The organism is Lysinibacillus sp. 1 U-2021 (genome assembly GCF_029916965.1).
Lineage (GTDB): Bacteria > Bacillota > Bacilli > Bacillales_A > Planococcaceae > Lysinibacillus > Lysinibacillus capsici.
The window spans coordinates 816947-830710 of record NZ_CP123966.1; the positions used below are offsets into that span (position 1 = coordinate 816947).

At 38.6% G+C, this 13764-nt stretch carries 12 protein-coding genes, 1 riboswitch and 1 other annotated feature (1 of these 14 running past the window's edge); of the genes, 8 read left to right on the forward strand and 4 right to left on the reverse strand.

Features of this window, described 5'->3' with window-relative positions:
- The first annotated feature begins 99 nt into the window (after positions 1–99).
- Together QH639_RS04350 and QH639_RS04355 are read left to right on the forward strand one after the other, a co-directional pair.
- Positions 100–567, forward strand: a complete 468-nt coding sequence (locus tag QH639_RS04350; RefSeq protein ID WP_054549912.1) for an NUDIX domain-containing protein — start codon at positions 100–102, stop codon at positions 565–567.
- Positions 551–1327, forward strand: coding sequence for an alpha/beta hydrolase family protein (locus QH639_RS04355; RefSeq protein WP_131521267.1), 777 nt, complete (start codon positions 551–553; stop codon positions 1325–1327). Before QH639_RS04350 ends, QH639_RS04355 begins: the two co-directional genes overlap by 17 nt.
- A 65-nt stretch (positions 1328–1392) precedes the next feature.
- Here the strand turns inward: QH639_RS04355 and pckA are convergent, their stop codons facing one another.
- Positions 1393–2979, reverse strand: coding sequence for a phosphoenolpyruvate carboxykinase (ATP) (gene pckA, locus QH639_RS04360; protein ID WP_066038097.1), 1587 nt, complete (start codon positions 2977–2979; stop codon positions 1393–1395).
- A 389-nt stretch (positions 2980–3368) separates the two neighbouring features.
- A riboswitch (SAM riboswitch) is annotated at positions 3369–3487 on the forward strand.
- Between the two features lie 258 nt (positions 3488–3745).
- Between pckA and metK the strand changes: the two genes are divergently transcribed.
- The gene (metK, locus tag QH639_RS04365) at positions 3746–4942 is read left to right on the forward strand and encodes a methionine adenosyltransferase (RefSeq protein ID WP_004225981.1); all 1197 of its coding nucleotides are present in this window, start codon (positions 3746–3748) and stop codon (positions 4940–4942) included.
- Between the two features lie 179 nt (positions 4943–5121).
- Here metK and QH639_RS04370 read toward each other — a convergent pair whose 3' ends face one another.
- A complete protein-coding gene (locus tag QH639_RS04370) occupies positions 5122–5634 on the reverse strand; it encodes a gamma carbonic anhydrase (protein WP_281115676.1) in 513 nt (170 codons plus the stop codon).
- 133 nt (positions 5635–5767) lie between these two features.
- Between QH639_RS04370 and QH639_RS04375 the strand changes: the two genes are divergently transcribed.
- Both QH639_RS04375 and QH639_RS04380 read left to right on the forward strand, forming a co-directional pair.
- A complete protein-coding gene (locus tag QH639_RS04375; RefSeq protein WP_054549914.1) occupies positions 5768–6574 on the forward strand; it encodes an alpha/beta hydrolase in 807 nt (268 codons plus the stop codon).
- 126 nt (positions 6575–6700) lie between these two features.
- Complete coding sequence (locus QH639_RS04380) at positions 6701–8209, forward strand: alanine/glycine:cation symporter family protein (protein ID WP_131521269.1); 1509 nt, start codon at positions 6701–6703, stop codon at positions 8207–8209.
- A 61-nt stretch (positions 8210–8270) separates the two neighbouring features.
- Here QH639_RS04380 and mnmM read toward each other — a convergent pair whose 3' ends face one another.
- Together mnmM and mnmL are read right to left on the reverse strand one after the other, a co-directional pair.
- On the reverse strand, positions 8271–8849 hold the full coding sequence (mnmM, locus tag QH639_RS04385; protein WP_131521270.1) for a tRNA 5-(aminomethyl)-2-thiouridylate-methyltransferase MnmM: 579 nt from the start codon (positions 8847–8849) through the stop codon (positions 8271–8273).
- Positions 8846–9802 carry a tRNA modification radical SAM protein MnmL/YtqA gene (gene mnmL / locus QH639_RS04390; protein WP_048391094.1) on the reverse strand — a complete coding sequence of 319 codons (957 nt, stop codon included), beginning with the start codon at positions 9800–9802 and terminating at the stop codon, positions 8846–8848. The genes mnmM and mnmL overlap by 4 nt, the downstream gene beginning before the upstream one ends.
- Positions 9803–10027: 225 nt before the next feature.
- Between mnmL and QH639_RS04395 the strand changes: the two genes are divergently transcribed.
- The 3 genes from QH639_RS04395 to QH639_RS04405 all read left to right on the forward strand — a co-directional run bounded on the left by QH639_RS04395 (position 10028) and on the right by QH639_RS04405 (position 13500).
- The gene (locus QH639_RS04395) at positions 10028–11206 is read left to right on the forward strand and encodes an MDR family MFS transporter (protein WP_048391096.1); all 1179 of its coding nucleotides are present in this window, start codon (positions 10028–10030) and stop codon (positions 11204–11206) included.
- 147 nt (positions 11207–11353) lie between these two features.
- Positions 11354–11701, forward strand: coding sequence for an ArsR/SmtB family transcription factor (locus tag QH639_RS04400; RefSeq protein ID WP_131521271.1), 348 nt, complete (start codon positions 11354–11356; stop codon positions 11699–11701).
- 56 nt (positions 11702–11757) lie between these two features.
- On the forward strand, positions 11758–13500 hold the full coding sequence (locus QH639_RS04405; RefSeq protein WP_131521272.1) for a SulP family inorganic anion transporter: 1743 nt from the start codon (positions 11758–11760) through the stop codon (positions 13498–13500).
- A 65-nt stretch (positions 13501–13565) separates the two neighbouring features.
- Positions 13566–13764, forward strand: a binding site (T-box leader); it runs 12 nt beyond the window's last position.

Sequence of the window (13764 nt, forward strand, 5' to 3'; positions counted from 1 at the left end):
GATGAATAGGAATGATGTTTAAATTCTGTCCATAAAATAGAAGTATGATGAAGCAAGTAACTTTTGTTTTGCAACAAGAAAGAACGTGAGGTTGAAGAGATGTTAACATTTACAGATTTACATGGCCTACAAGTAGATTTGAGTTTTACAAGAGGCGAATTTAAAGTAGAACCTAAACACGTCCTCGTCCTATTAAAGCATGAAAATAAATGGTTATGTACTGTCCATAAACGACGTGGTGTAGAAGTGCCAGGAGGGAAATTAGAAGAAGGCGAAACCTTAGAGGAGGCGGCGATTCGAGAAGTTTTTGAAGAGACGGGTGTTCATGTGAAGAACCTTCAATGGTTTGCAGAGTATGCAGTGTATGATGAAATCGTTTTTTGTAAATCCGTTTTCACTGCACAATTTTTAGCGCAAGAGGATATAGAATTTGATTTAGAAACGTCAGGCATGCTTTGGTTAACCGATGAAGAATTTGCTCAGCATCCTAACTTGAGTTTTCACATGAAGGATGAGGGGATGAAGAAAATGCTGGAGGAGCTGAAACATCGTGACACACAATGGTGATATTATCGAAAAACGCCCCTATCCTTCACCAAATCCAGCTATACGTTTAACGGAAATAACCTATCTTTCAATGGGCTTACGTATAAAAGGACTATTAGCAGAGCCAAAGACAGAAGGTACATATGATGGCTTTTTATATTTAAGGGGCGGCATGCAAAGCATTGGGATGGTAAGACCCTCTCGTATTGCACAATTTGCGGCGCAGGGCTTTATCGTATTTGCCCCATATTATCGTGGGAATCGTGGGGGAGAGGGTCGTGACGAGTTTGCAGGGGCAGACCGTTACGATGCGGTCTATGCCGTAGATGTACTCAAACAATTCTGCAATGACAATATTCATGTTTTTGGTTTTTCACGAGGTGGTATTATGGCTCTGTGGACAGCTATTTTAAGGAGGGATATTACTTCTGTTGTAACATGGGCAGGTGTTTCTGATGCAACAGCCACTTATTGGGAACGTACAGATATGCGCAGGATGATGAAGCGCGTTATCGGAGGAACACCTAATCGTGTACCAGAAGCGTATGATGCAAGGACACCTCTTTTTGAGATAGAGCGTATAACAGCTCCCGTTCTTATCATTCATGGCTATCGTGATGAAAATGTGGATATTGAACATGCCAGACAATTGGCATTTTTTTTAGAGGAAGCAAATAAATCATTCGAAACTTGGTATGATCTTACCTATGCACATCAATATCCACCAGCAAAAAATCGTGAAACTGTTCGTGCTCTTTGCAAGTGGATGAAACAGCAATAAAGCATAGAGAAAACAAAAAGACAAAGAGAACGAATTAATTGTTCCCTTTGTCTTTTAAATAGATGTTATTTTAATGGACCACCAAGTGTAGTGATGGCTTCAGAAACGTTTGAGAATTTCTTGAAGTTTTCGTTGAATAAGCCTGCAAGCTCAGCAGCTTTTGCATCGTATGCAGCTTTATCTGCCCAAGCTTCACGAGGATTTAACACTTCTGAAGGTACGCCTTCAACCGCTGTTGGAATGTGTAAACCAAACACAGCATCTTGTGTTGTTTCAACATCTGCTAATTTACCATCGATTGCTGCACGGACCATTGTACGTGTATAAGAAAGTTTCATACGGCTACCTGTGCCATATTCGCCACCAGTCCAACCAGTGTTTACTAAGTATACCTGTGCCCCATGCTCGTCAATTTTTTGTCCTAACATTTCTGCGTATACTGTTGCAGGAAGTGGAAGGAATGGAGACCCGAAGCAAGTAGAGAATACTGGTTCTGGCTCAGTCACACCACGTTCAGTTCCAGCAAGTTTAGAAGTGAACCCGCTTAGGAAGTGATACATTGCTTGTTCTTTAGTTAATTTACTGATTGGAGGTAATACACCAAATGCATCAGCTGTTAGGAAGATGATTGTTTTTGGATGACCTGCAACAGAAGGATCAACGATATTTTCGATGTATTGGATTGGATAAGCTACACGAGTATTTTCTGTTAGTGATCCGTCATCATAGTCACAAATACGCGTTTCTGGATCAACAGCTACGTTTTCTAATACAGAGCCGAAGCGAATCGCATTGTAGATTTCTGGTTCTTTTTCAGCAGAAAGGTTGATTGTTTTTGCATAGCAGCCACCCTCAATGTTGAATACACCATTATCAGACCAACCGTGTTCATCGTCACCGATTAGCTTACGATCAGGATCAGCTGATAACGTCGTTTTACCAGTACCAGATAGACCGAAGAATAACGCTACATCGCCAGCTTCACCAACGTTTGCTGAGCAGTGCATTGAAAGAATACCTTGTTGTGGTAATAAGTAGTTCATGATACCAAAGATAGATTTTTTCATTTCACCAGCATATTCTGTACCACCAATTAAAATAATTTTCTTTTCAAGTGATACGATGATGAATGTTTCAGAAGCAGTACCATCAACCGCAGGATCTGCTTTAAAGTTAGGAGCTGAGATGACAGTGAAGTCAGCAACATGAGAAGCTAATTCATCTGCTGTTGGACGGATAAATAATTGATGAGCAAAAAGATTGTGCCATGCGTATTCATTAATAACTTGAATGCTTAATTGTGAATCTTTGTCAGCACCTGCAAAGCCTTTGAATACGAATAACTCGTCACGTTCTTTTAAATATTTTATTACTTTTACATATAGGTTATCGAACACTTCAGAAGAAATCGGTTGGTTGACTTTACCCCAGTCAATTTGATCTTTTGTGCTTTCTTCTTCTACCGTATATTTATCTTTAGGTGAACGACCAGTGTATTTGCCAGTTTCTGCACGAACTGCGCCATCTACTGTTAACATTGCTTCACCACGAGATGTAGCTTTTTCTGCTAATTGTGGTACTGAAAGTTGAACATTAATGTTACCGCCGTTTAATAATTCCTTCAGTTCGTTTGCAATTTCTACTGAATTCATCGATTAAATACCATCCTTTTTTATAGTATTCCCTTGATTTAGAGGGATTTTTTCTTAATTTCAAAAATAGTATAACACAATTGCTTAAATAATCTATACTAATTAAGAAATTATTTTAGAGTTTTTACCACTTTTCAATAAACTGACAAAAAATAATGTTTTTCGAGTAGAATACCATCAATCCTACTGTAATTAGGCACGAAAATTGAGCCACACATATGTTACCACAAGTAGCTAGGTATGTTGTAGGGATTAATTTGCTTCTATTTACATCATCATCCAAGTATGAAAAGTTTTTGTGTAATAAGTTCTTTCCTTTCTATACAGTAATACATAAGAAAATATTTGACAACGTTCGACCTTTTCAGTAACATGAGATTGAACGGATACTCTTATCCCGAGCTGGTGGAGGGTCAGGCCCTGTGAAACCCGGCAACCTGCATGAACTATTTCACGACATGCGTTGGTGCCAACCTGATGCAAGGGAACATCCCTTGAACGATAAGAGTGAAAGGTTACGCAGTCATTATTCCTTTCCTCATGTAAAGTAACGTGAGAAAAGGATTTTTTTATTGTTAAAAATCAATGTAAAGGTAAGTATATGTAGTTCTTTCCTTATTATAATGACGGATCTTTCGAAATCCTCGTGTTAAAAGCAGCAGTAACGGCTTGAGAGTTCAATCCTTAGGAGCGGACTTGACATGGGTAATGAGTACCGTATTCATACACAACTACTTATTGTAAGAGTATTTAGGAGGAAAACCAAATGACAAACCGTCGACTGTTTACATCAGAGAGTGTAACAGAAGGACATCCAGATAAGATTTGTGACCAAATCTCGGATGCCATTTTAGATGCTATTTTAGCAGAAGATCCAAATGCACGTGTAGCGTGTGAAACAACTGTAACAACAGGATTAGTATTAGTAGCAGGAGAAATTACTACTTCTACTTATGTGGATATTAAAGGTATTGTTCGTGACACTGTAGCTGAAATTGGCTATACACGAGGTAAATATGGCTTTGATGCAGAGAACTTAGCGGTGCTTGTGGCAATTGGCGAACAATCACCTGATATTGCTCAAGGTGTTGATCAGGCATTAGAGGCACGTGAAGGCTCTATGACAGATGCTGACATAGAAGCAATTGGTGCTGGTGACCAAGGCTTAATGTTTGGCTATGCATGTAATGAAACACCAGAGCTAATGCCATTACCAATTAGCTTGGCACACAAATTAGCACGCCGTTTAACAGAAGTACGTAAATCAGGGGAACTTGCCTATTTGCGTCCTGATGGTAAAACGCAAGTAACGATTGAATATGATGACAATAATGTACCGGTTCGCGTGGATACAATTGTTATTTCAACACAGCATGATGAAGAAGCAACACTTGAACAAATTCAAGCAGATTTAAAAGAATTTGTTATTGCACCAGTTGTACCGAGTGAATTATTAGATGCTAATACGAAATACTTCATCAATCCAACTGGCCGTTTTGTAATTGGTGGGCCAAAAGGTGATGCTGGATTAACAGGGCGTAAAATCATTGTTGATACATACGGTGGTTATGCACGTCACGGTGGTGGTGCCTTCTCAGGTAAGGATGCAACCAAGGTAGACCGTTCGGCGGCATATGCAGCACGTTATGTAGCGAAAAACATCGTAGCAGCTGGCTTAGCAGAGCGTGCTGAAGTGCAACTTGCCTATGCGATTGGCGTTGCTCAGCCTGTTTCCATTGCTGTCGATACATTTGGCACAGGTAGAGTGAAAGAAAGCGAAATCGTTGAATGGGTACGCGAGCTATTCGATCTACGCCCAGCAGGTATCATTAAAATGCTTGATCTTCGTCGTCCAATTTATAAACAAACTGCTGCGTATGGACATTTTGGTCGTACAGATTTAAATGTACCATGGGAGCAAATTGATAAAGCAGACGCGCTACGAGAAAAAGCACGTTTATAAACTATTGAACTAAAGTAATGAAGTCATTAGAAAATTATTCTGATGTATTAATAAGCAAAGGGGCAACATTGCTCCTTTTGTTTTTTTTACAAAAATACCTCGCTAGGATTCGTGAACATATTCGGTACACGAAAACGCGAGGGATTTTTTCGTTAGTATTGATTTTTTGTGTAGGTTATTTATTTCTGAAGTGATTTATAATATTGACCTTTTTCTGCGTATTCTCGTACGATGCGTTCCATATCCTCTTTATCTTCAGCATTTAATTCTCGGACAACTTTTGCTGGACGACCTAATGCTAAACTATTTGGAGGAATGACTTTACCAGGAGGTACTAGGCTTCCAGCTCCAATAAATGCACCTTCTCCAATCTCAGCTCCGTCTAAAATAATGGATCCCATACCAATTAAGGCATTTTTGCGAATTGTACAACTATGTAAAGTGACTTGGTGTCCAACTGTTACCTCATCTTCAATAATGAGCGGATATTTTGGGCTTTGGTGTAAACAGCAAAGATCCTGGATACTGACACGTTTACCAATAATCGTTGGGGAAACATCACCACGAATAACCGTATTAAACCAAATAGTTGTTTCGGTGCCAATTGTTACGTCGCCCGTAACAGTTGCGTAATCAGCAATGAAAACAGACGGATCGATCTTTGGCGTTTTATCTTTAAATGGATAAATCATGAAAATCGCCTCTTTTCTTTCTATAATGTAGTATTATCGTATCAAATACGCAACTTTATGGAAATATAAAATTAAAATGTGCTATTTATTTCGATATAATCAAAGTGTAATCATTTTTTAGGAGGACTATGTAATGTGGAAATGGGAAGCTGATGGACAAGCAAAAGCTGTGATTGCTATTCTTCATGGTGCTTATGAAAATCACCGTTGGTATGCATGGCTGATAGAGAAATTAAGATTAGAAGGCTTCCACATAGTCATGGGAGATTTACCGAATCATGGGGGTAATGCAAGGTTTGCTCGAGTCCATGATGAAGACTTCAAATTGTACAATAAGTATACAAGAAACCTGATTGAAAATGCTTTTTCATATAATTTACCAACCTTTGTAATAGGGCATGGACTAGGTGCAACATTAATCCTCCATACACTGCAAAAGAGACAATATGAATGTGCAGGCATTATTTTAACATCACCTTGGTTGCAACTAAAGCTATTACCAGGTAAATTAACAAATGCTTTAACAAGTCTAAGTGCGTTAACGGCCAATGTTAAATTGACACATGATATTACATTAGAGAAATTAACGCGTAGTGTTGAAGGCAGAGAAGAAATGAAAGATGATGTACCGCTCATGTCTGTTGTTTCTGTGAAATGGTATCGAGAACTTCAGCAGATGATGAAAAATTTAGTGATGCTGCCTAAAGGTGAAATGCCTAATATGCCTATGCTAATTATGACAGCTGAGAAGGATAAAATTACGGACACTCGCCAAACTCGAAATTGGCTTCATCAACAGGAATTCACGGAATTTCAGTTTAAAGAATGGGCAAATTGTTATCATAATTTATTTCATGAGGGAGAGCGCGAAGAGATTTTTATGTATATACGAGATTTTATTAATAATGCTCTTCGAAGAATTGGTTATATAATTAAATAGGTTTATACCCTTCCATTTACTAGGTTACTTACTTAAATATTGTTACTTAAAAATAATATTGTAATTTTCAGAAAAGTGTAATACTATAATGACTTAAAGTAAGGTAATTCAAATTGGAGGGGTAAAATGGATGTAATTGTAGAGAAGTTGAATGGTATTTTATGGGGACCATGGTTTATTTATGGCATCTTATTAATTGGGTTATTTTTCTCAATTATTACAAGGTTCCTACAAGTAAGGCACATTAAAGATATGTTTGTTTTAATGTTTAAAGGGGAGAAGTCAGAAAAGGGAATATCTTCATTCCAAGCAATGTCTATCGCATTATCAGGACGTGTAGGTACAGGTAATATTGCTGGTACTGCGACAGCGATTGGAATGGGAGGACCTGGTGCTGTCTTTTGGATGTGGGCAATCGCTTTCATAGGTGCGGCTACCGCGTATGTAGAGTCAACATTAGCTCAAATCTATAAAGAAGAGAAAGATACAGAATATCGTGGTGGACCGGCCTTTTACATAGAAAAAGGAATGGGCCAAAAATGGTTTGCAGTTATTTTTGCTGTGGCGGCTTTAATAGCAATGTTAATTTTGATGCCTGGTGTGCAGTCGAATGCCATCGCAGGTGCTGTTGAAAACGCTTTCGGTTTGGATACATGGATCACAGGACTTATAATTGTTGTGTTACTAGGTGCTATTATCATTGGTGGTATTAAATCAATTGCAAACGCTGCCCAGATTATTGTACCGTTTATGGCATTAGCCTATATCATTATGGCCATTATCATTATTTTTATGAATATTTCACAAGTACCAACGGTTATCGGATTAATTTTTTCTAGTGCATTTGGTGCTCAAGAAATTTTTGGCGGGGTTATTGGTTCAGCGATTGCTTGGGGTGTTAAACGTGGAATTTACTCCAACGAAGCTGGTCAAGGAACTGGGGCCCACCCTGCGGCAGCTGCGGAAGTATCACATCCTGCTAAGCAAGGAATTGTTCAAGCAGCATCTGTGTATATTGATACATTATTAATTTGTTCTGCTACCGCATTTATGATTTTATTTACGGGGATGTACAATGTACAAGATGAAAAGGCAGCTGAGGGAGCAGATCCATTTATTCATGTTGGAGAATTCAATAGTGGTGGATTAGCTGGTGATGAGCAAATGACTTTTGCGAAAAGTATTGAAGCAGGTGCAGCCTATACACAATATGCAGTTGACTCATCATTACCTGGCTTTGGTGCTCCATTTGTAGCCATTGCGTTATTCTTCTTTGCCTTTACAACAATCATGGCTTACTACTATATTGCAGAGACAAATGTCGCTTATTTATTTAGAGGTAGCACAGAAAAGATATTCATTTGGATTGCGAAAATTGCCATTTTAGTTGCAGCCTTTTATGGTACAATCCGTACGTCTGGTCTAGCATGGGCAATGGGAGATGTAGGTCTTGGTTTGATGGTTTGGATTAACGTTATAGCTATTTTAATTATCATGAAACCAGCTATTATCGCATTAAAAGATTACGAGAAACAGAAAAAAGAAGGAAAAGACCCAGTCTTTGATCCTCGTAAACTAGGAATTAAAGGTGCAGATTTCTGGGTTGACTATAATGAAAAACGCAATAACAAGTAGATAAAGAGCAAGGCGATCAGCTAGTTTGATAGAAACTAGCTGATCGCCTTTTAGCATGTCATTATTGAATAGGATATTCTTTCATTTTCTCTAATGCAATGACGAAGGGTGGATCATTTTGTTGATTCAGAAATGCATATTTTAAGACATGAACATATTTTTGTGGCAGTTGGCTTACATAATCAATGACCTTATCACGCTCTTCTTTTCCACCTGGATGACCATGATAAATAACAAGAACAATCAAACCGCCCACTTTTAAGAGCTTTAATATATTCTCAATGGCTTGGATTGTTGTATTAGGTCTTGTAATAATATCATGGTTGCTACCAGGTAAATAGCCTAGATTGAAGATTGCCGCAGTTACTGGCTTGTGAACAAACTGTGTAACTTCTTCATGCCCTTTATTTAAAACGAGTGCTCGATGTTCTAAACCATGATCTAAAAGTCGGAGGAGTGTCGCGTCAACCGCCTCTTTTTGGACATCAAAGGCATAAACTTGCCCTTCATCCCCAACAAGCTGTGCCAGAAACAATGTGTCATGGCCGTTTCCAGCAGTTGCATCCACAACTGTATCTCCCTCTTTTATATTATCTTTTAATAACTGCTGGGCATATTGTAAAACGCGTTGTAGTATCATTTCATAACCTCTGCCTTATACAACTTCCCTTGCCAACTACCACGACGTTCAAGCTCAGCATCAATGCCATTCAGTACTTCCCATTTATTAACACTCCACATGGGTCCAATCATTAAATCAATCGGTCCATCACCTGTAATACGATGAATGACCATCTCTGGTGGTAAAATTTCTAATTGGTCTGCTACTAGTTTTGTATACACATCTTGATCTAAAAATTCTAACATACCTTTTTCATATTGCTTCACCATAGGCGTTCCTTTTAATAGATGAAGTAAGTGGATTTTAATGCCTTGGACATCTAATTGTGCAACTGCTCGTGCCGTTTCCATCATCATGTCATAGTCTTCGAGAGGCAATCCGTTAATGATATGTGAACAAACACGAATGCCATGCTTACGCAATTTTTCAACGCCTTCCACATACGTTGCATAATCATGGGCACGATTAATAAGATTAGCCGTTTTCTCATGCACCGTTTGTAGACCGAGCTCAATCCATAAATACGTCCGCTCATTTAGCTCTGCTAAATATTCGACAACATCATCAGGTAAACAGTCAGGACGAGTAGCAATAGAAAGACCTACTACACCTTCTTGCGCTAAAGCTGCTTCAAATTTTTCTTTTAAAACTGGCAAAGGGGCATGTGTATTTGTGTAGGCTTGGAAATAGGCCATGTATTTGCCATCCTTCCATTTCTGGTGCATTTTGTCTCGGATTTCAGCAAATTGAACATCAATTGGATCTACCTTATTACCAGCAAAATCACCAGAACCTGCAGCACTGCAAAATGTACAGCCACCGAAAGCAACTGTGCCGTCGCGGTTAGGGCAATCAAATCCTGCATCTAATGCCACTTTAAAAACTTTATGACCAAATTGGTCACGTAAATAGCGATTCCATGTATAGTATCTTTTCCCCTCTGAAGGAAAAGGAAAATTCGTCTCTGTCATTTATTTCACTCCTCTAACGCTCTATTCTATCATGTGCATTTCGTTCCGTCATGGGGTAAGGGTAATATCATGATTTGGATAAAGAAAAATGGAAAGGAACAAAACTAAATACGATTGAAAATAGGATAGAAGTCTTGTAAAAAAGGTAAAATTATTTTCCTTGTACTTTTAAGTATTTCAGCATACACTAACTATTTAGAGAAGCGAAATAATGGAGGTCATCCTATGCCAAAACGTGTTTGGTTTTTAATTATCGGAATGCTTGTGAACACAACAGGCAACTCTTTTTTATGGCCTTTGAATGCCATTTATATGCATGATTATTTAGGCAAATCTTTAGCTATGGCTGGTTTTGTCTTAATGCTGAATTCTGCTGCTGGAGTATTAGGTAATCTATTAGGTGGTTACTTATTTGATAGAATTGGTGGCTATAAAGCTATTATGCTTGGTATCCTGTTAACGATTGCTTCATTAATTGGCTTAACAATTTGGCACGGTTGGCCACATTATGTGTGGTTTTTAACGATACTAGGCTTTAGTGGGGGTATTGTTTTCCCAGGTATGTTTGCCTTAGCTGGGGCTGCCTGGCCAGAAGGTGGACGTAAGGCTTTTAATACTATCTATTTAGCACAAAATGTCGGTGTTGCCGTAGGTCCTGCCCTTGCCGGTATAGTGGCAGATTATCAATTTGACTATGTGTTTAAAGTGAATTTAGGTATGTATATTTTATTCTTTTTCATTGCCTTATTTACATTTAAGCGTTTGGAGGCGGGCAGTATTGCACCTAAAAATGTCTTGAGCGAAAGTAAGCGAATCGTAAACAAGGCACCTTTCTATGCTTTGTTAATAATTAGTGCATCCTCCGTTTTATGCTGGCTAGCATATTCTCAATGGAGTGCAACCATTTCATCTTATACACAAGATTTAGGATTGGGATTAAAGCAATATAGCTTACTTTGGACAATCAACGGTCTTCTAATTGTCATTGGGCAACCGCTCATTGCACCGCTCGTAAAGCGGTGGGAACACAATTTAAAACGTCAGTTAGTATTTGGTGTAACGCTGATTGCACTTTCCTTTGGTATTATTGCCTTTGCAAACGATTTTAAAATGTTTGGAGCAGCGATGCTTGTCTTAACATTTGGCGAAATGTTTTATACGCCAGCGTTACCAACGATTGCTAATCAACTGGCACCAAAAGGTCGACAAGGGTTCTATCAAGGCATTATCAATAGTGCTGCCACTGGAGGACGGATGATTGGTCCACTATTTGGCGGTATTATGGTGGATCAATTTGGCATGATTCCTCTTGTTTTAACATTAGTAGTTATTGTACTATTGGCGATTATTCCATGTTTAACATACGATTATCCTTTAAAGAAGAACAAAATAGTAGCAGATTAATAATGTCGCACTGAAAAGAGCAAAAACGAGTATTAAGTACTTGTTTTTGTTCTTTTTTTATAGCAGATATTGAAAAAATGTTGTGACAGGATTACAATCATACATATTCAAATATTTGAATATGTAGTTATATGGAGGGGTTTTTTTATGGAAGAGGGCTTACAACAGTTTAAAGCGGATTTTTTCAAAGCATTAGCACATCCGTTACGCATCCGAATACTTGAACTCCTTGTAGATGGACAGAAAAGTGTCAATGAGATTCAAGATTGCTTGGAGAAAGAGGGTTCTGCTGTTTCTCAGCAATTAAGTGTATTGCGTGCTAAAAATATTGTTTATGGCGTGAAGGAAGGGAAAAAAGTTTACTATTCTTTAAGTGACCCAATGATTGGTGCATTACTTGGGGTGGCAAAGGATATTTTTAATAACCATTTGGTTAATACCATTTCTAGATTAGAGGAAATGACGAGTAATGAAGGTGACGAAGAGAATAAGTAAATCAATGATGATGACAAATTGAGCTTTGCTTATTATTTCGAAGGGAAGATTTATCTATGAAGTCACTGTTTACAGGACGCTTTGAAGGATATTCAGTTCAACATGTAAAGAAGGATTTATTGTCAGGGATTATTGTGGGAATCGTTGCTATTCCACTTGCCATGTCCTTTGCCATAGCATCGGGTGTGAAACCTGAATATGGGATTTATACAGCTTGCATTGCAGGTATTCTTATTTCTCTCTTTGGAGGTTCCAAATATCAAATAGGTGGGCCTACGGGGGCGTTTGTGCCAATTCTATTGGGGATTGTTCTTACCTATGGCTATGAAGATTTATTACTAGCGGGTTTAATGGCAGGGGTATTGCTTTGTGTCATGGGCTTTTTTAAGTTAGGGACTTTAATTAAGTTTATTCCACGTCCTGTAACAGTTGGTTTTACAGCAGGGATAGCAGTGATTATTTTTACAGGTCAAATCGCTAACTTTCTAGGGCTCACAAATGTTAAAAGGCATGAATATTTTATCGCCAACATACAGGAAATTATTAAGCAGCTTGATACGACAAATACGTATAGTATTCTTACTGCCGCGGTATGCTTGGTGACAATCGTGATAACACCAAAGTTTTTTCCAAAGGTTCCTGGAGCATTAGCGGGTATCGTTGTCTCTACACTTATAGCAACCTTCTTCTTTTCAGGACAAGTTGCTACCATTGCAACGGCCTATGGGCAAATTCCTAATACATTACCTCATTTCGCCTTACCGAACATCACGCTCGAACGATTACAACAACTTATTGGTCCAGCGTTTGTCATTGCAATGCTAGGTGGTATTGAGTCTCTATTATCGGCAGTTGTGGCGGATGGGATGACAAATAGTAAGCATAACAGTAATCGTGAGTTAATTGGTCAGGGAATTGCTAATATTGTGACGCCTTTATTCGGTGGTATTCCAGCAACAGGTGCTATTGCACGCACAGCGACCAATATCAAAACAGGAGCAGTATCCCCTATGTCGGGTATCATTCATGGTGTGTTTGTTTTAATCACATTATTGTTATTAGCTCCATATGCATCTCATATTCCGTTAGCAAGCATGGCTCCGGTACTGATGGTCGTAGCTTGGAATATGAGTGAACGACATCATTTCTCACATATCGCAAAATTAAAATCAGGCGACTCACTGGTATTATTGATTACCTTTTTATTAACGGTATTCACTAGTCTTACGTTAGCAGTTGAGGTTGGGCTTGTGCTGGCTGTGCTATTATTTGCGAAACGCATGAGTGAAAAGCTTGTTGTTACAAAAGTACTTCCAGATCATTCAAATAAAAGTGAAAAGGTACAGCCACATGTAGTGCATCAGCAGCATGATTGCCCGCAAATTAGTATGTACACCATTGAAGGGCCGTTGTTTTTTGGTGCTGCACAAATGTTTGAGCAAACGATTGAAAGTACTCTGCATCAGCAACCAAGAGTTTTGATATTACGGATGGGGAAAGTGCCCTTTATGGATTCTACTGGAGAAGCATATTTTAGTAATATCATAGAAAATTATAAAGCACAGGGCGGTACTATTTTGGTAACGGGTGTGCAAGGTGATTTAAAGGGTGCTCTTCAGCACAATGGTCTTTACGATAAAATAGGCGCGCAACATTTTTTTCAGCATACAGGAGAAGCGATTACAAAAGCTTTCCATTATTTGAACGCCAATCAATGCATTGGTTGTCAGCATTTTGCTTTTCATGAATGTAAGGATTTATCAAAGTCTAAGGAAGAAAAGGATTTAATTGTTCAGTAATGGGTAAGCTGTAAACAAAGGCTTGTGCTTTTCAATACTTTCCATTAGAATAAATGCAATATCATGTAAAGACTGTGATGAGGAATAGTAAATTTGTGGTTCTTTTTAGAGAGCTAGCGGTTGGTGGAAGCTAGTAAGAATGCAAGTTGAACTCGCCTTCTGAGTCTGCCCGCGTGAAACAGCGTGTGTCGTTTCTTCCGCGTTAAGGAAGCTTGAGCCGAGTGTAATCACTAATTTGGGTGGTACCGCGGGAGTACAAATTCT

Excerpts from the sequence above, each read along its gene's own strand:
- pckA (WP_066038097.1), bottom strand. The coding sequence starts at position 2,979 with ATGAATTCAGTAGAAATTGCAAACGAACTGAAGGAATTATTAAACGGC.
- QH639_RS04405 (WP_131521272.1), top strand. The coding sequence starts at position 11,758 with ATGAAGTCACTGTTTACAGGACGCTTTGAAGGATATTCAGTTCAACAT.
- QH639_RS04380 (WP_131521269.1), top strand. The coding sequence starts at position 6,701 with ATGGATGTAATTGTAGAGAAGTTGAATGGTATTTTATGGGGACCATGG.
- metK (WP_004225981.1), top strand. The coding sequence starts at position 3,746 with ATGACAAACCGTCGACTGTTTACATCAGAGAGTGTAACAGAAGGACAT.
- mnmM (WP_131521270.1), bottom strand. The coding sequence starts at position 8,849 with ATGATACTACAACGCGTTTTACAATATGCCCAGCAGTTATTAAAAGAT.
- QH639_RS04395 (WP_048391096.1), top strand. The coding sequence starts at position 10,028 with ATGCCAAAACGTGTTTGGTTTTTAATTATCGGAATGCTTGTGAACACA.
- QH639_RS04370 (WP_281115676.1), bottom strand. The coding sequence starts at position 5,634 with ATGATTTATCCATTTAAAGATAAAACGCCAAAGATCGATCCGTCTGTT.
- QH639_RS04400 (WP_131521271.1), top strand. The coding sequence starts at position 11,354 with ATGGAAGAGGGCTTACAACAGTTTAAAGCGGATTTTTTCAAAGCATTA.
- mnmL (WP_048391094.1), bottom strand. The coding sequence starts at position 9,802 with ATGACAGAGACGAATTTTCCTTTTCCTTCAGAGGGGAAAAGATACTAT.
- QH639_RS04350 (WP_054549912.1), top strand. The coding sequence starts at position 100 with ATGTTAACATTTACAGATTTACATGGCCTACAAGTAGATTTGAGTTTT.
- QH639_RS04375 (WP_054549914.1), top strand. The coding sequence starts at position 5,768 with ATGTGGAAATGGGAAGCTGATGGACAAGCAAAAGCTGTGATTGCTATT.